Genomic DNA, 17845 nt, shown 5'->3' on the forward strand with positions numbered 1-17845 from the left:
CGACCTCGCGACCGACGTCGACGACGTCAGGTTGCTTCAATCCCACAAGGGTTCGTCTGAAATGCCTTCGTCGACGGTGACCGAGAGGTCGTCCTTCGCTTCAATCCCACAAGGGTTCGTCTGAAACTCGTGCGTGGTTGATCGGTTAGCTATCCGTCTGCGTGCTTCAATCCCACAAGGGTTCGTCTGAAACGACGGGACTGAACACCTCGTCACGCAGGTCGGCAGCGAGCTTCAATCCCACAAGGGTTCGTCTGAAACACCACACTCGCATTTGACGATGCAATCCGAGTAGTGGCTTCAATCCCACAAGGGTTCGTCTGAAACCGACGACGACCTCGTTGAGAAGGTCGACCGCGGGCTGCTTCAATCCCACAAGGGTTCGTCTGAAACTCGAGTGCCTTCGGAAACGTCCCCTAGCCGCGCCTGTGCTTCAATCCCACAAGGGTTCGTCTGAAACCACTCTCGTACACGCCCCAGTCGCCAGCCTTCGGTGCGCTTCAATCCCACAAGGGTTCGTCTGAAACCGTCCGGTTCGTCCGTGGGACTACCGTTAAGTCCGCTTCAATCCCACAAGGGTTCGTCTGAAACCGCGACGAGGGCGGCACCGGCGGCCTCGAGCTCAAGCTTCAATCCCACAAGGGTTCGTCTGAAACGGTGGTCAGAGTGGACCCCCAATCCCGCGCGGGTCAGAGCTTCAATCCCACAAGGGTTCGTCTGAAACTCTCCAGCAGCGCCTCGAGCAAGCCGACGTCCCGCTTCAATCCCACAAGGGTTCGTCTGAAACGACGTCTACCAGCGGTTCACCGACGAGTGGGGGCAGCTTCAATCCCACAAGGGTTCGTCTGAAACGTCGTTTCATACACGAGGGTCCTACCCGAACGGCCGCTTCAATCCCACAAGGGTTCGTCTGAAACCGCTTCCCTCGACTTCGCGGTCGACTCGCACGGCAGGCTTCAATCCCACAAGGGTTCGTCTGAAACCATCACGCGGCCCCACATCTCGCACTGGTACGGTTCGCTTCAATCCCACAAGGGTTCGTCTGAAACGAGGAAAAGCAGTGTACTCGCGAGGTCCGTGACGCCGCTTCAATCCCACAAGGGTTCGTCTGAAACCTGCGTTCCGGAGGGAGAGCGGCAGGCAGACCCAGCTTCAATCCCACAAGGGTTCGTCTGAAACCATCGCGACGACCCGATGGTCAGTCCCTCGGAGTCCGCTTCAATCCCACAAGGGTTCGTCTGAAACTCTCATAGACTCGCCACGAGACGCCCTCACGGTTCTCGCTTCAATCCCACAAGGGTTCGTCTGAAACGGACCTTCGCCTCGTTGCATCGCCGGCACTGATCCAGCTTCAATCCCACAAGGGTTCGTCTGAAACACTGATTAGTAGTCGCTAACCGACGTTTCTATTTCGCTTCAATCCCACAAGGGTTCGTCTGAAACTGGAGGGTTTCACCGGAAAGGCGGCGTACACCGAGCTTCAATCCCACAAGGGTTCGTCTGAAACCCGCGCGCTTGTGCACGAGGTTACGAGGTGATTGAGCTTCAATCCCACAAGGGTTCGTCTGAAACGCTGACTGGGCTGGGCTTAATCGCTTCGACACTGACAGCTTCAATCCCACAAGGGTTCGTCTGAAACCCCGTTCGTTAGGGCCGTCTCACCAAGGCAAGAGTAGCTTCAATCCCACAAGGGTTCGTCTGAAACGTTTCCACCTGCGGACGTAGAGACGGCCGTAACGGTGCTTCAATCCCACAAGGGTTCGTCTGAAACGATAGTATGATAGTGTGTTAGGGGAGTTCTTTGAGCTTCAATCCCACAAGGGTTCGTCTGAAACTCCGCGACCAACTCGAGCGTTCCCGGCTCGAGATCGCTTCAATCCCACAAGGGTTCGTCTGAAACGGATCTCCCGACCGCCGTCGCGCAACTCCTCGAGCGAGCTTCAATCCCACAAGGGTTCGTCTGAAACCCAACGACGGTAACACGGTCGATTTCCGCGGCGCGTGCTTCAATCCCACAAGGGTTCGTCTGAAACACGACGAGCTCACCGAGGAACTCCTGCTCGAAGCCGCTTCAATCCCACAAGGGTTCGTCTGAAACGGTGACTGCCCCACCCCACCCTGCCCCTTTTAGGTGCTTCAATCCCACAAGGGTTCGTCTGAAACCGTGCTCGCCGTCGGCCTCGAAGCGCTCGTACCAGCTTCAATCCCACAAGGGTTCGTCTGAAACCCGCCAACATTCCGGCGGATAAGCGGATAATACGGGCGGTCTCACAAAGTCATTTCCATCGACCCTCAATTCCCCTTCTACCCCCGAGGGGTCGATGGAAATTCGCTCATCCCGATGACTCGTAACTCAGGATTTTGCTGAACCAGTCGGTGTCATCGTTCAGCAAGAGGCCGAGAAAGTTGAGATAGCCCTGAAGATGATGCTTCGAGACACCTCTGAACTTCGCCAGCCACTGGCGAAGGAAGCTATGGCGGGTCTCGCCGCGATCTGTGTCGTCGGCACAGATCGCATCTCCTTGATCATGTAGAACATCTCCTCGATGGGGAACTTCCGATGCTCGAAGACCGAATTCGTGAGGTCGTTGAAATATGTCTCACACCCCTTGCAACGGTACTGTTGAGCGCCTTTCCCCGTCGTCCCCTTCTTGATGACTGGGTTGCTCTCCCCGCAGTAGACACACGACACCGTCGCGCCGAATCGGGCGCGACGGAGTCGCTCGTAGCAGTCGTCCGGATTGGGAAGGAACACTTCTACCGAGTCCCTGTCCATCAACAGCAACCAACGAACTCCTCGCTACTGGAAGTTACGACTGGTCGGGATGAGCGGATCGCGGTTTAACTCCCGGACGACCCCGTGGAGAAACGCATCTCCGAACGTGAACTCAACGGGGAGTGCTCGCCCGCCACGGCGTGGCCGGGCGAGCACGGCCACTGTAAGACCAGCCACAACTGCTCTAACAAGAAGCCGACCCCCACGTAGAAGAGACGAATCGTCGTTGACGGTGTTGTCGTCACTGCACGCGCCTCACGGAACTTCTCGTAGCTCTTTTCGATCCGTGATCGCTTGTTGTAGATCGTCGCAACCTGCGCCGGCGTCCGGTCTTTCAGACCGTACGCCGCGTATCCGGTCGCCTTCACGCCAGACTTTCCACGGTCACCGTTCTGGTAGGTAACGTTCACTGCCATCGGAAACGTCTGTTCGTGCTCTTTCCCCTCACAAATCGTCTCCTCGGTCATGTATGACGCTGTTACGGAGAGCTTCTTTCGGATCGACGCCTTCCCGGTCTTGACCGGGAAGACTGGCGGTGCACTCTCCCGAAGGACGCCAATCAGCTTCCCAACGTAGGCGTCTCGATCCATGAGAATGCGGTCGATCTCGAATGGATACGTCTCGACGCGGGCGAGCAGGCGCTCGACCGCGTCGGCCTTGCTATCTTCGCCAGCAACCGGTTCAACCGCGAGTGTCAGCGGCTTTCCCTGCGCAATCACGAACGCTGTGCAGTAACGATGACACTGGGTAGTCCCGTCCCGAGCAGCCATCCGTCTGGTCTCGCCGTCACTGCTGGGAGTTCCGTGGAACGGGTTGTCCATGAAGTCGATGCAGACGGTTCTCGACCTGTGGCGGTCGAGAACCGTCATCGCCAGCGTAGCGAGAATATCGTTGACGGAGTCTAGCATCGGGTCTTTCTGGATCGTGTGGAGCCAATCCATGACGGGCTCTCTATTGGGCGTTTCCTCTGTGTTGGTCGTGACGCCGTTGACAGAGGTTGTCCCAGCAGCGGCTCGAAGAACGACTTCCATGATATCGCCGGGATCGAGGGGCGAACCCTCGATCCCCGGCATCGGAATCAACAGGAGCAGCTCCAGAGAAAGAGCCTTGAGTTGCCGGTTCGAAATGAACTCGTCTGGATCAGTAAGTACCTGCTTGAGTTTTGGAATGTTCATCAGGTGCGGATCCGGACAGCGGATGAATCAGATTTCTGATTCACCCGCTTCCCTCATCACTACGTGTTAGCCAACTGGCCGCTTAGCCAGAGTGGACAACTAGCGAATTTGTGTCAGAGCATGAAGCACTGTCGTCGGTGATCACTGCGCACTGAACGGCTCGAACGCAGGTCGGATATCTGGGGATGACTGGACGGAAATCCCGAACAGTTCCGTGAATAGAGCCGACTCGAACCATGCTTCAGTCGGTTGGAAAATCTGACCGGGGACAATTGCTGGACCAATGACGCCCCTGTAGCGGATCTCAGTCGACGATCGTAATATCTCCGTTGGTCGTCTCAAAGTGCAAATCGTTTGTCCCCTCGCCGATAACCGCTTCGAGTTCCTCGTCGGTTCGGGTTGCGACGCTCGCCCGGTCGCTCTCGAACTCGATCTCGCCGTTGGTCGTCGAGACGGTGACGGTCGTATCGACGGCATCACCGAGCGTGCAGTCGATCTCTCCGTTCGTCGACTCGAATGTCACGTCGCCGTCGAGTTCGTCCGTCTCGAGAGCGACGTCGCCGTTCGTCGTCTCGATCACTGTCTCAGCAGCGAGGGCCTCGACGACGGCGTCGATATCACCGTTCGTAGAGTTGAGACCCGCGATATTCGAGCTATCCACGTCGATCGTTCCGTTGGTAGTACTCGCGGTTACGGTCGCTTCGATATCCCGCGCGTCGATAGCCCCGTTTACCGTCTCGAGTACCGCCCGCTCGAGTTCGTGTGGCACAGTAAGTACGATTTCGGAGTCCGGTCTGGAGTCGGGCGTCAGCCCGAGTCGCTCCGTGATCGTTTGCTCGTAGTCGACCGTCACATCAAGGGTGTTGGTACTCCCGTCAACCGTTAACGTCGTCCGGTCTAGAGAACGTACCGAACCGGACTGTTCGACTTCGAGTTCGACCGTTTCGCGGTCAGCACCGATTACCGAAACGGAACCAACGTCAGTAGCTATGTCGATTTCGGCGGCATCATAGGTTTCGTTGAACGTTTCCGTCGTGTGTTCCTCGCTTTTCTCGTCAGCCAGTTGCCGGGACGCGATCCCGCCGATCGCGAGTCCGCCGACTGAGACGGCAGCACCTGCAATAACGGCTCGTCGACGAGTGATATCGAAATTCATACGGGGAGATCACCTTCGTAGGCTAACAGTAGACGCCCTCGGTCAAATAACTTTATAGTCAGACAACAAAAGTCCGGTGACAGTAACTGAAACAACTTCACTCGGAACTGTTCCCGCACCTGCCGACGGATCGCTCCGCCAGCACACACTCGGTCCGCCGCTCCTGTTCGTTCGATTACTGATGATAGAAACGAATAAAGTATTGTGATACTAACGTTTGATCGATGTCAGGAATACAGTCCTCGTTCGGTATGACGTACAACGAACGCGACGATGCGCTACGAGCGATATTCGACGAGCGATTCGGAGCATTCCCCTCGAAAGAGGCGGGGCCGATTATCTCGAACGGCTGTACCGGATCGTGTCTCTGTACGGTGTTTGATTGTGACTGCGAACCGTCCTGCAACGAGTGTACCGGCTAGCGATCGGAGCGTCGCTCTGGAGCCCGTCGGCCCCGCTTCGACCGAAGATAGACCCGACGAGCGCGACCGATCCTTCCGCCGGCGAACCGCCGGCTGTTGACGTTTCAGACCTGACAGCGGAACCGTGCGAAACTGCGGTCGCATAATGGTAGAAAAATTAAAGTTAATTATCGTACAACTATCGGCTGATGTCTACTCAGCAGGCATCCTTCGGAATGGCGCACAAGCAGCGAGACAGCGAACTGAAGGTGATCTTCGACGATCAGTTCGAAAACTGGACCAAGAAAGCCGGAATCGCATCGCTGGATTGTACCGGCTCGTGTCTCTGTTCACTTAGTTGTGACTGCGAGACGTGCGGCGGCGAGTGCTGACTGAACCGCACCGCCATCGAGAGCCCTAATCCATTTTTAAATCCGTCGCGCTTTGCGTTCGCAGTACCAGCTACATGTGTATTGAGAATAATTATAGAAAAACTAAAGTTAATTATCGTACAACTATCGGCCGATGTCTACTCAGCAGGCATCCTTCGGAATGGCGCACAAGCAGCGAGACAGCGAACTGAAGGCGATTTTCGACGACCAGTTCGAAAACTGGACCAAGAAGGCCGGAATCGCGACGCTGGATTGTACCGGCTCGTGTCTCTGTTCGCTTAGTTGCGACTGCGAGACGTGCGGCGGAGAATGCAATTAAGAGCCGCTGCGACCCTCCCAAATTCAACCAATTTTATTACACGATAGAATATTAACAATAATGAAAGTCAGGTTTGGAAATAGGAAGCCGATTATAGACAGTATACGATAGACACGATCATAATATTAAGACCACTACCATCAATAGTAACGATGCCCGCGATTAGAACAGACGGACTGACGAAACGGTTTGGACGATCGATAGTCGCAGTCGAGAACGTGAGTTTCGAGGTCGAACGGGGGGAAATATTCGGATTTTTGGGTCCGAACGGGGCGGGAAAGTCGACGACTATCGATCTCTTACTTGGCTTTCTCACACCGACATCGGGCGAAGCGTACCTGCTCGGGCGCGAGGTGAGCGCACGATCCGTTCGAGTACGGAAACGAGTCGGAATCCTTCCCGAAGGTGTGCCCCCGTACGCTCGATTAACTGCGCGCGAGCACCTCGAGTTCGTCGCCGACTGTAAGGGTGTCGAGGAAGATATCGACGAACTCCTCGCAGATATCGGCCTCGTGCCGGCTGCAGATCGAAAAGTAGGCGAGTTTTCGAAGGGGATGACCCAACGACTCCGGCTGGGGATGGCCCTGGTCGGCGACCCGGACGTGCTGATCCTCGACGAACCCTCGTCGGGACTCGATCCGACGGGCATCTCCGAAATGCGAGAGTTACTCCGAGAGCGAGCGGCGGCCGGAGCCACCGTGTTCTTTTCGAGCCACATCCTGTCCGAGGTCGAGGAGCTCTGTGACCGCATCGGGATCCTCAACGACGGCCAATTGGTAGCCGTCGACACGATCGATGAACTCCGTGCCGTCGCAGCACCCGAAACGACGCTCTCGATCGTAGTCGGAAACGCCGACTGCGACCCTCTCGACGTGCTAGCAGCCCATGAGGCCGTTTCCGATGTCTGGAAGGACGACGACCGTTTCTGTGCGTCGGTCGACCGCGGCGAAAAGGCGAGCGTCTTGGCGGCCCTCGAGAACGACGGCATCACCGTTGACGACTTTTCGGTCGACGAAGCCTCGTTAGAGGATCTCTTTACCGCGTATATGGACGGCAATCGGCGCGCACGGGAGGTGGAATCATGAACTGGGTCGTCATCGCTCGAAGGGAGTTTCGGGACGTCCGACGGTCGAAAGCGTTGTGGGGGGCAGTTGGGGGATTCGCGGTCTTCCTCGGTTTCATACTCGTGAGCGGGCAGGGACGAACGGCGCCCGACACGGCGGCTCTTTCCAGTCTCGTCGGAATCCTCTCGTTTTTCTTACCACTCATGATCCTGGCGATCGGTTATCCCGCGATCACCGGTGAACGGGAGTCGGGGAGCATCAAATACTTGCTCGGACTTCCGAACACGCGGCTGGAGGTGTTCGCCGGCAAGGTTATCGGACGAACAGTGATCGCGATAGTCGCGGTTTCGATCCTCCTCACCGTCAGCGCGGTCGTCCTTCGGGTCTGGCACGGTAGCTTTCCGATGCTCGAGTACGCCGGTTTTGCACTTTTGACGCTGTACTTTACGGTCATTTGGATTGGGATCAGCGTCGGCGTTTCGGCGATGTGTGCCGCCCGCGGACGGGCGCTCGCCGCGATGTTGGGGATTTACCTGGGCGGCGGTATCCTGTGGGCTGTCCCCCAGCTCACTCCGCAGGCCAGTTTCGCCTACCTCGTGGAAACCGTCCTTGGACTCGATCCCGCACCGCAACTGTACGATTTCGTCTTGCACCTCAGTCCGTCGTTTACGTACATCATCGCCACCAACGGCCTCGCACTCGGAATCAGGGACGACAATCCGGAGATTTACGCGGGACACTACACCGACGGCCATCCGGTGTACCTCCAGGATTGGTTCATGCTCGTCCTGCTGCTCGTCTGGCTGGTGGTGCCGCTCAGCATCGGCTACCTTCGGTTCCGGAGCGCCGATTCCGTGTGAAAAACGAAACGCGCCCCGCCGCTGATCGTTACCCGCTCGAGCGGTGCGCGAGAGCGACACGTCGGCGAGAACATCTTATACAGGCTACAATTAAGAAAATGTTTTATATTCAAAATTTGTATATTTACCTGAATTTATGTCGAAGACGGAATCTGGCGTATTCTCCGACGAGCACAAGCGGTTGATCGTCGGTCGTGCACAAACGCTCCTCGAGCGGATCGATGCGGGAGACTCGCTGGAGCCGAGCGGGCTGAGTGAGGACGAGAACGAGGAGATCTTCGAGGAGTGGGAAGAGTTGTTTCCCAGCGAGGAAGCGTTCGAACGACGGTTAGAACGGGAAGGTATTACGAAAGCGGAATGCGAGGACGCCATCGCCTCCGACAAGCTCGCAGAGGACGAACCGCTACCCGAGTGGATAGAGCAAGTCGAGAACTTAGCCGCCTGGATCCTCGCTGGCGACCCCGACGACTACCGGGCACCGTCGACCGCTGCGGACGAGCCGGACTCCGGTGACACGGACGAACGTCCGTTTCCGGAACTGTCGGCAGCAGTGGGAGCGTACACCCGCACTCGACTCGCGGACGAACGCGTCGGCAAGATCCTCTCCGAAACGGCGATCGAGGAGATGACGTCGTGGTTCCAGATCCGGTTCGAGGAACGGTTCATCCGGATCCTCTTCGTCGAATTCAAGACGTTCACCGCGGCACACGACGAGGACCGAGCGTTCGCCGACGCCGACGACTTCGAGGAACTCCCGACGGAGTACTACGAACGGTTCATCGAGTATCTCTTTACGGGCGGATTCGTCGACTTGTGTCAGGAGTACCCGATGTTCGCGCGCCTGGTGGCGGTACAGATCCAGCAGTGGGTCGCCCACCTTGAGGAGTTTTGCGAGCGCTTAGAGGCAGATCGGGAGCGACTCCGGGAGCGATTCAGCGACGGACACTCGCTCGGTCCCGTAACGGATCTCAAACCGCTCGCCGACGACACGCACGGTGACGGACGTGCGATTATGCGTGTCGAGTTCGATTCCGGGGTTACGGTCGTCTACAAACCGAGGAGCGTCGACGCCGGGGAGACGTTCTATCGAGTCCTCGACCGGATCGAGGACCACCTACCGCTGCCGGACTTCAAACGCCCGAACTATCTCTGTCGCGACGGGTACGGATGGATGGAGTGGATCGAATCGGCGGAGTGTCCCGACGAGAGTGCCGTTGAGCGATACTACAAACGGGCCGGCTCGCTGCTCTGTATCGGCTATTTCCTCGAATTCACGGACTGCCAGTTCGAGAATCTCATCGTTTCGGGCGAATATCCAGTTCTGGTCGATGCCGAAACGATACTGCACCCCTACATCATCCCCGATCGGAAACCGACGGCGACCGGTACGAGTGCGGTGACCGACGACAGCGTTCTCTTGACGCTGCTGTTGCCGTACAGCATCGAGAACCTCGCCAGTGAGGACGCACCAGGAGATATGCCGTCGCGGATTTCCGGATTCAGCGTGGCGTCCGATCCGACGGACCTCGAGGGGGTCGAGTACTCCGTGATCAAGTGGCCGAACACTGACGTGATGTCGGTCGAGCGGGAGACGGCGTCCGCCGATCGAAGTGAGAACATCCCGAAAGTTGACAGCACTGATCACCCCCCCGAAGAGTATATCGACGAGATCGTCGACGGATTCGAGACGACCTACGAAACGGTACTAGAACTTCGGGACGACGGCCGGCTCTCGGACGAGATCGGAATGCCGAACGCGTTCGAAACGATCGAGAACCGCCTCGTCTACCGGCCGACCATGCGTTATACGGCCGTTATTAAGTCCCTCTCGTCGAGGAAGAATCTCCACAACGGTGCGAACTTCGGCGCCACGATCGACGCCCTCTCGGTGCCGCTCTGTACGGAGCAGGTCAGCAAGCCGCGCCCGTGGCACCTGTACGAAGCGGAACGAGCGGCGATAAAACGCCTCGATCCGCCCCGAATCACGAGTCAACCGGACGCGACCGAGATTCAACGAAACGGAGAGAATCTCGGCGTCAAAGTGGACGCGTCCGGAATGGATCGCAGTCGAAAGCGGATCGAAGCCGCAACACGAGCGGATATGCGGAAACAGATCGAGTTCATCCGGGGGTGCTTCGGGAAATCGCCGGACCCGACGCGGCGGGACTCCGTCGTGTCGGTGACGGAGGCGGCGCAAGCGAACGACGACCAACTGTTGACCGAGGCGACGGATCTGTTCGAACAGACGAAAGACGCTGCGTTCGAGGCCACCAGCGGGGTATACCACTGGGGATCGATCGCTCCGAAAAACGAGACGGAGCGTCTCACGGTTCGTCCTGCGAACGAATCGCTGTACTCGGGACGGATCGGTATCGCACTGTTCGGAGCCGCTCTCTACCGCGTCACCGACGAGCAACGGTATCGCGAGTTCGTGTTGGACACTATCGATCCCATTTACGACGCGATAACGTCGAAAACCGGGACTGCGACGCTTTACAACCACGGAGCCTGCAGCGGGATCGGATCGGTAGCATACGGACTCAGCACCATCAGCGACCTCCTCTCGGACGAATCAGTACTCGAGAATTCGGTGCGACTCGTCGAGAACTTCCCCGACGAACAGTACCAGGACGACACGATGTACGACGTCGCCGCCGGCTCCGCCGGAACAATCCTCGGAACGCTGAAACTCTACGAACGAACTGGCGACGGGGAACTGCTCTCGGCAGCCGAAAAGTGCGGTGACCACCTCCTCGAGTCGCGCGTCGAGACCGAAGGGAACGTCCGCACCTGGAAATCGTTCGACGACTCGCCGCCGTTGACCGGGTACGCCCACGGCGCGAGCGGAATTGCGTATGCGTTGATTCGGCTCGCCGATGTAACCGGAACCGAGGCATACGCGGACGCCGCACTAGAAGCGCTCGAATACGAGTCGGAGACCTACTCGGAGGCGGCCGGAAACTGGCCGGATCTCCGGAGTTGGACGAACAACGACTTCCTCGATCAGTGGTGTTACGGCCGAAGCGGTATCGGGCTCGCACGGCTCGGAATGTCGGAATACGTTACTGACGATCGGGTTACGCGCGGCATCGAACGCGCGGTCGACGGAATGCCGGCGGGCGAGATAGACGAACTGGATCACCTCTGCTGCGGGGAGGCCGGCCGAGCCGAGTTCCTGTTGGAGGTCGAACGACGACTTGGAAAGCGGCGCGGCGAAGCGCGGGCAGCCATCGGGACGGTACTCGAGCGGAAACGACGGAACGGGACGTACCGAACGACAGCACACACCAGACAGATCCCGAATCCGACGTTCTTCCACGGCGTCTCCGGTATCGGATACACCTTACTGCGGATACTGGAGCCGGACGCACTTCCGTCGGTCCTCCTCTGGGAGTAACTCCCGAGGATTTCGGGTGCCGTCGTCGCACCGGGTTCCTTCGCACGTCCGACGAGTCGCTCCGTCGGTTCGACGATTGCGCTCGAGCGACGCGTACCATCAAAAAGTGTCAACAATACCGTAAACCTATTACCATCCTGTTCATAATTTAACCAGTACTACAATGGTTACAGAGGAACAACTCCTTTCGGATCACTCCCAGGACTCCCTGCAACGTCCCGTCAGGGAGCAATCCGACGATCCCATCGTGACCGTAAGCGGCCTCGAAAAGGTATACGGTAAGGGGGACGACGCGGTTGAGGCCGTCAAGGGGGTCGACTTCGATATTCAGCCCGAGACGGTGGTGGGTATTCTCGGGCACAACGGCGCCGGGAAAACGACGGTCATCAAATCGATACTCGCGCTGATCGTTCCGACGTCGGGGACGGTTACGGTCGACGGCATCGACGTTCACGAAAACACCAGCGCCGCGTACGAGAAGATGGGGGCGATGCTCGAAGGCGCACGGAACACGTACTGGCGGCTCACCGTCCGCGAGAACCTCGAGATCTTTTCCGTGATCGCCGGAAACGATTACCGAAAAAATTCCGCGCGGATCGACGAGCTCATCGCACAATTCAAACTCGGCGAGAAAGAAGACACGCCCGTTCGAGAGCTCTCTCGCGGCCAGAAGCAGAAAGTATCGCTGGCCTGCACGATGGTTCGGGACACCGACGTCGTGTTCCTCGACGAACCGACACTGGGACTCGACGTCGAGAGTTCTCGGAAACTCCGGCGCGAACTTCGGCGGCTGGCCGATCACGACGGCCGAACGGTGTTGTTATCCAGCCACGATATGGACGTCATCGAAGACGTTTGTGATCGGGTTATCATCATGAACCAGGGCCGAATCATTGCGGACGATACAGTCGATAACCTGATCGAACTATTCAATACGCAAATGTACGAGGTGGTGATCGAAGGGCGACTCGACGCGGGGAGTAGACGGCAACTCGAATCGAATTTTGTCCTCAAAAACGTCGAAGAGCGTCCAGAGACGACGAAGTTCGAAGCGCAGATTACCGGCGAGGAGTTCTATAATCTGGTGGGGACTCTGGAACGGGCCGGGGTGACTATCGACTCGATCACCGACCTCGAACCGGATTTCGACGAGATCTTTTTACGGCTATCTACTGACCGATCGCACGCGGAGGGGGTGAAACACTCGTGAGCAACCGCGCTCATGAGACGATCGATCGGTTGAAACCGCAGTTCACTTCCGATCGTGACGCAGGCCCGATGTTGCTGCTGTGGACGATGCTCCGCATGAAGGTTCTGTTGATGATCCGATATCGGGTGGATTTCGTGGCGCAGATCATTACGATGTACCTCTTTTTTGTCGTCCTCTTCTTTGGCGGGAGGGCCGCCGTCGGGAGCATCGGCGGGGGCGGTACAGGAGTAATCGGCGATACGCTCGACGCGATCATCGTCGGCTGGTTTCTCTGGACGATGGCCGTAAGTTCGTACTCGAGTCTGTCGAGCGAGGTGACACAAGAGTCACGATGGGGAACGCTCGAGCAATTGTTCATGTCGCCCCACGGGTTCGGAGTCGTTTTGACGACGAAGGTCGTCGTAAACGTTCTCACGAGTCTACTGATGGGCGGCATCATGCTATCGCTGATGATCGTGACGACGGGCCGGACGCTCACAATCGATCTCCTGTCGGTCGTTCCGGTCGTCATACTGACGTTAATGACGACAATCGGGCTCGGATACGTGTTCGCCGGCCTGACGCTCATCTACAAGAAGATTTCGAGCGTGAGGCAGATCGCGCAGTTCGGGCTGGTCGGTCTCATCGCGGCACCCGCCGTCGACGTTCCGTTGCTACGGGTCTTACCGCTCGTACAGGGGTCGGCGATGTTACAGGAGACGATGCGGGACGGCGTTCGGTTCTGGCAGTTCCCGATGCCCGAGATCGGGGTGCTCGTCGTAACGGCGCTCGTATACTGGGCCGCAGGATACGTACTATTCATGTTCTGTTCGCGTGTCGCTCGGAGACGCGGCGTGATGGCGCACTACTGATCCGAACCGCATCGGTGCGGGCGTCGTTCGAGGCGGACTCCAAGTCCGGTCGGAACCGGCCGGATCTCGAGGCCGAATCAACTGCTACAAGCAACGAACACGGTCTCGACCGATTTCATCCCGACCGCTTGACGGTCGTGAGTGGTCGCCCGGTCGGCGTCGGGTCTTCGAGGCCGGTACCGTCGGGACGAATCCTCGCCCGAGTGGACCCGTCTCACGACTCGACCCGACCCCGACGCGAGCGAGGGGACGAAAAGCGGGACGATCCGTTAACACCCGCACCCGCAGGAATTACAGTTACAACCGATCGAACACCCGCACGAACAACTCCAATCGATCGTCAGCGACAACGGCAGATCGGTCACGTCTTCCGCACCGAACCGCTCGTCAAAGGCGGTTTTGAGGCTCGTATCTGTGACGTCGTACGACATTCCGAACGACTGTTGGGTAGCCGACATCACGTATCGTTAGATATTTGTTATACTTAATATTATCTATCAAAATATTTATTTAAAAGCGGTAGAAAACACGTACCCGGCGTCGCCGACGCGCGAGACGTCAGTGCGGGTTCGCCGAGTCGCGTCGTCCGTCAACGTAACAGACGGGCGATTAACAGTCGCACCCGTAGGTCGACCCTTCGCAGGTGATCGAACAACCGCACGAGCAGGTGTCCGGACAAAGAAGGGTTGGAGCGCCGGTGCTGCAAGGGCCCGGGGTTATCGTTAGTCCGAGAATGCTGAGGTAATTCGTCTCGAACTTTTCGTCGAATATCGATCGAATTCGCTCGTCGATTCGTCCCGACGTGCCGTATTTCATCCCAAATGTTATTTCGTTGACCGACATCAGAATGGTAATTGTATTTGAAATACTTAATTTTTTCTAACATAGCGGAGAAGGGTACCGATCTTCGACGCGAGATCGATAAGCTCGCAGAGAACATCGACAGTGCGACCCGGAACGCGTTCGAGCGGACGGCGAACCGGGACTGCGCGGTCGAGGCCGTCGGGACGCGAAATCTTGGTCCCGTCCCAAAGCCCTCTAGAGTTCAGTAGCAACTGGTTCCCGTGAGGAACGGGACGCCTCTGGTGTCCACCCAAGAGGTGTCCCATGCACGCCACAATCGACGTGCGGTTCACGATTAGCATCGACGAGGACAAAACGGTACCGCTCGCCACCCTTGCCGAGTTCGTTACCGAGCAGAACATCGAATCTGTACTGCTCGAATCGATGGTCGAGAGCCTCGACGCGAGCCGCGTCGAGGCGCTCTGTGGCCAGAAACACGCGACTGGCAACGGTGATCGTCGCTTCCAACGCGCTGGTACCGACACCCGCACAGCCGTTACAACCGCCGGTGAACACGAATTCGACCTTCACTACGTCGAAGATACCGCCGCTGGCCACGACGAATCCAGCTACTTTCGCCCCGTCGAAGGCATTCTCAGCTTCGACGGGGAAAACCGCTATCAGCAGGACATCGCCGCGAAAAGCGTCGATCTCGCCACCTCGCTCAGCTATCGTGACGCTGCCGACCACCATCAATCGCCGCGCTAAAGAGTACGGCAGCAAGCTCAAGCAGTTCCTTCCAGAGTGTGTCGCTGACACAGATGCTGATGCGGTTATTCCTGACGGCACGAAGTGTCACAGTCAAGACGACGACCGTGCGTACCACTCTGTCCAGGCCACGCTCGGCGAAGACATTGCCGAAGAGTCACGCTCTCTGCTGGATCTCTCGGTGAACGCTGATTGGGACGAGACAGCCGCCGACCTCGATGACATCGACGCAGTCACTGACGACGCGACGGTCGTCAGTGACGCTGAGGAGGGTATCGTCACGGCATTTACCGACGAAAATCGCACTCACCAACTGGATCTTGTCCACGTCGGTCGGACGCTTGATTACAACCTTTGGGACGACGGTGTGTTCTCCTTGGACCGGCGAAACGAGATTGTCTCGGAGGTGATCGACGAGGTGTTCCATCTGAAGAACTCGGTCGCCAAGCACCGGCCAGACGAGGAGTTCGCGGCGATCCGCGAGCGGATCGCGCGAACGACCGAGCGTATCGAGAAGACAGCGTGGCAGTTGAATCAGTACGGGTCCGAGAAGGCAGCGGGGTATCTTCGGCGGTGGCTGCCCTCGATCGTGACGTTTGCCGAGCAGGCTGTCGAGGGGTTCGAGGTGCCGTGGACCTCGAACCCCGTCGAACGGTTGATGGGCGAAGTCAGCAAGCGGTGCAAGAACCAGTGGATGCGATGGACAACAGAGGGATTAGAGGCGATACTCCAGCTTCGGCTGGTGAAGTACGCTGATCCAGAGCACTACCAGTCGTTCCTCGATGAACTGCTCCAGCGATCGACCAAAACAGCAATGAGCTGTGTCCTCTCAATTGAGAGCACCAGAGGCAAACTCTAGACCGCTTTGCGACGCGACCGATTTATTGGAGGTGGTTCAGCCGGCGATCTACGTTCCCGACGTGGTCTACAGCTACAACTGGATGGACGAGGAGATTCAAGACAATGCTATCGAGGCATACATCGGCCATGTCAGAGATCTCCAGAAGGAGATTATCGAGCAGGACTTCGATGTCCGATTGATTCCGACAAACAAGGGCTGGAAGTACGAGCACTTCGTAGAGTACCGGGAATTATACAACGAGTTCGATTACGAGGAGTTCGCGTTCTACGCTGTCCAATACACCGGCGGTGATGCCGGGAACGCGATCAACGTGTTACATAGCCATGTCAGGAACTCCATCGCCGCCATAGACATGAAGGATATTTTCCTGATTGGACGGCTTGCGGGGGACGACCTGTTTGATTTTGCTCCGCGTGTTCGTGGGGCTACCGGACTTCGGCAGTGGAAAGATGCCTGTTCTACGGGGGACGGGCTTTCGCAGGATCCGTGGCCGGAGTTCCAGGAGAATCGGGAGGCCAAGCTTGCAGTTAATGACGGTCAGGAGCAGCGGCCTGTAAACGAGTTCAGCGACAAGAAAGAGGACAACTGAACAATGTTTGTATTCCTTGGTTCGTACAGCGGAGGCGGCGGAGGAGGTTCGTCGGATGACGATGATTCGCAGGATGGAGGATCGACAGATGACCAGTCTCAGACAGGTATTGATGATTTCGGCGGAGATGGTGAAGAAGTCGATGATTCTGATAGCGGTGCGGCTGCTGCAGGTGCGGCCGGTGCCGCAGGTGCTGCAGCTGGTGCTGGTGCCGCTAGTGGTGCTGCTTCAGGTGCCGGTACGGGTGCTGGTACTGTTGTCGAACCACCGGAAGAAGAAGATCCTGAAGAGGGTGAGGACGAAGAGGAGTCAGAGCCTGAATCACCGGAGATAGAAGAACCAGATCTCGAAGAGTCGGAAACGGAGCCGGAAGACGACATCAATGAGCCTGAGACAGAGGAAGACACGGAAGAAGAGTACGATTTTGACGAGTCTGACGACGTTGAAGAGGATACGGAAGAAGAGGAAGACGCCGACAAAGAAGACGAAGAGGATGAAGACGAGGACGAAGATAAGACAGTAGTCGTGGTCCAGGAAGTCGATGCGTTGAGCGCGATGTCCTGGGGCGTCCAGCCTGTGATGAAACGTGTTGAGGAGTGCTACGGCGAAGACGTTGAGGTCTTCTACAAACCTGCTCCTGTCCGAGAGATCGATCCTGAGCAGGAGAAACAGAAGTGGAGAGACGTCGGTCAGCAGCTGGGTATGCCTGTTGATCCTTCGTTCTGCGACGAGGATCCACCGGAGTCCACGGACCTGGTCAACAAGGCGTTCGAGGCAGCTATCCAGCAGTACCGTGGAGAGGATTATATCCGGGCGTTGTGGCAGCAAGGTGTTGCAACTGGCCATGACATCAACGACAGGGAGGTCCTGATCGACCTGGCGTCAGATCTCGGGATGGATCGGGAGCGTTTCGAGGACGATTTAGATGAGGTGGAACTGGAGTCTGGTGAGCGTGACGAGCTTCCGTTCACGTTTATGGAGATCCAGGGGAAGCCGGTGCCGAAGAATGGCCGTGTCCGGTACACGGATTTCAAGACTCAGTTCACGTTCCAGGGTATCGACGAGCAAAGTCCTCAGGACTTGCAGGGCTTCGTAGAGGAGCATGGTCCTGTAGCCACGCCCGAGGTCATGGAGGTCTACGGAATCCAGCGTCAGGAGGCGGTGCAACGTCTCCAGGATCTGGATAGTGTTTCGTCGTTCAAGGCCGGCGGCGAGCGCTTCTGGTATCTCGAGTAGCTTGGA

At 57.5% G+C, this 17845-nt stretch carries 8 protein-coding genes, 3 pseudogenes and 1 CRISPR repeat array (1 of these 12 running past the window's edge); of the genes and pseudogenes, 8 read left to right on the forward strand and 3 right to left on the reverse strand.

Annotated features, from left to right (window positions below; genetic code table 11):
• A CRISPR array of direct repeats spans positions 1-2227; the repeat unit is 30 nt; unit sequence GCTTCAATCCCACAAGGGTTCGTCTGAAAC; it begins 1344 nt to the left of the window's first position.
• A gap of 106 nt (positions 2228-2333) precedes the next feature.
• The 3 genes and pseudogenes from CHINAEXTREME_RS20740 to CHINAEXTREME_RS20750 all read right to left on the reverse strand — a co-directional run bounded on the left by CHINAEXTREME_RS20740 (position 2334) and on the right by CHINAEXTREME_RS20750 (position 5107).
• A pseudogene (locus tag CHINAEXTREME_RS20740) lies at positions 2334-2776 on the reverse strand (IS1/IS1595 family N-terminal zinc-binding domain-containing protein).
• Between the two features lie 63 nt (positions 2777-2839).
• Positions 2840-3951, reverse strand: a pseudogene (locus CHINAEXTREME_RS20745) (ISH3 family transposase); the annotation flags it as partial.
• Positions 3952-4255: 304 nt separating this feature from the next.
• Complete coding sequence (locus tag CHINAEXTREME_RS20750; protein WP_007143045.1) at positions 4256-5107, reverse strand: DUF4097 family beta strand repeat-containing protein; 852 nt, start codon at positions 5105-5107, stop codon at positions 4256-4258.
• Positions 5108-6371: 1264 nt separating this feature from the next.
• On the opposite strand from CHINAEXTREME_RS20750, the gene CHINAEXTREME_RS20770 reads away from it, so the two are divergent.
• The 8 genes and pseudogenes from CHINAEXTREME_RS20770 (at position 6372) to CHINAEXTREME_RS22360 (ending at position 17839) form a co-directional block, all read left to right on the forward strand.
• Complete coding sequence (locus tag CHINAEXTREME_RS20770; protein ID WP_029601771.1) at positions 6372-7304, forward strand: ABC transporter ATP-binding protein; 933 nt, start codon at positions 6372-6374, stop codon at positions 7302-7304.
• Positions 7301-8143, forward strand: coding sequence for an ABC transporter permease (locus CHINAEXTREME_RS20775; protein WP_007143048.1), 843 nt, complete (start codon positions 7301-7303; stop codon positions 8141-8143). Before CHINAEXTREME_RS20770 ends, CHINAEXTREME_RS20775 begins: the two co-directional genes overlap by 4 nt.
• Positions 8144-8279: 136 nt before the next feature.
• Positions 8280-11540 (forward strand): type 2 lanthipeptide synthetase LanM family protein, encoded by a 3261-nt coding sequence (locus CHINAEXTREME_RS20780; RefSeq protein WP_007143049.1) that lies wholly within the window; start codon positions 8280-8282, stop codon positions 11538-11540.
• Positions 11541-11703: 163 nt separating this feature from the next.
• Positions 11704-12750, forward strand: coding sequence for an ABC transporter ATP-binding protein (locus CHINAEXTREME_RS20785; protein ID WP_007143050.1), 1047 nt, complete (start codon positions 11704-11706; stop codon positions 12748-12750).
• A 68-nt stretch (positions 12751-12818) separates the two neighbouring features.
• A complete protein-coding gene (locus tag CHINAEXTREME_RS20790; protein ID WP_007143051.1) occupies positions 12819-13601 on the forward strand; it encodes a hypothetical protein in 783 nt (260 codons plus the stop codon).
• Positions 13602-14708: 1107 nt separating this feature from the next.
• Positions 14709-16011: pseudogene (locus CHINAEXTREME_RS21320) on the forward strand (ISH6 family transposase).
• Between the two features lie 31 nt (positions 16012-16042).
• Positions 16043-16603 (forward strand): hypothetical protein, encoded by a 561-nt coding sequence (locus tag CHINAEXTREME_RS20810; protein WP_007143052.1) that lies wholly within the window; start codon positions 16043-16045, stop codon positions 16601-16603.
• Between the two features lie 3 nt (positions 16604-16606).
• A complete protein-coding gene (locus tag CHINAEXTREME_RS22360; protein WP_238593417.1) occupies positions 16607-17839 on the forward strand; it encodes a DsbA family oxidoreductase in 1233 nt (410 codons plus the stop codon).
• Positions 17840-17845 lie beyond the last annotated feature (6 nt).

This window comes from Halobiforma lacisalsi AJ5 (genome assembly GCF_000226975.2).
GTDB lineage: Archaea > Halobacteriota > Halobacteria > Halobacteriales > Natrialbaceae > Natronobacterium > Natronobacterium lacisalsi.

Coding starts and splice junctions, on each gene's coding strand:
- CHINAEXTREME_RS20775 (WP_007143048.1), top strand. CDS start 7,301: ATGAACTGGGTCGTCATCGCTCGAAGGGAGTTTCGGGACGTCCGACGG.
- CHINAEXTREME_RS22360 (WP_238593417.1), top strand. CDS start 16,607: ATGTTTGTATTCCTTGGTTCGTACAGCGGAGGCGGCGGAGGAGGTTCG.
- CHINAEXTREME_RS20780 (WP_007143049.1), top strand. CDS start 8,280: ATGTCGAAGACGGAATCTGGCGTATTCTCCGACGAGCACAAGCGGTTG.
- CHINAEXTREME_RS20770 (WP_029601771.1), top strand. CDS start 6,372: ATGCCCGCGATTAGAACAGACGGACTGACGAAACGGTTTGGACGATCG.
- CHINAEXTREME_RS20750 (WP_007143045.1), bottom strand. CDS start 5,107: ATGAATTTCGATATCACTCGTCGACGAGCCGTTATTGCAGGTGCTGCC.
- CHINAEXTREME_RS20790 (WP_007143051.1), top strand. CDS start 12,819: ATGTTGCTGCTGTGGACGATGCTCCGCATGAAGGTTCTGTTGATGATC.
- CHINAEXTREME_RS20785 (WP_007143050.1), top strand. CDS start 11,704: ATGGTTACAGAGGAACAACTCCTTTCGGATCACTCCCAGGACTCCCTG.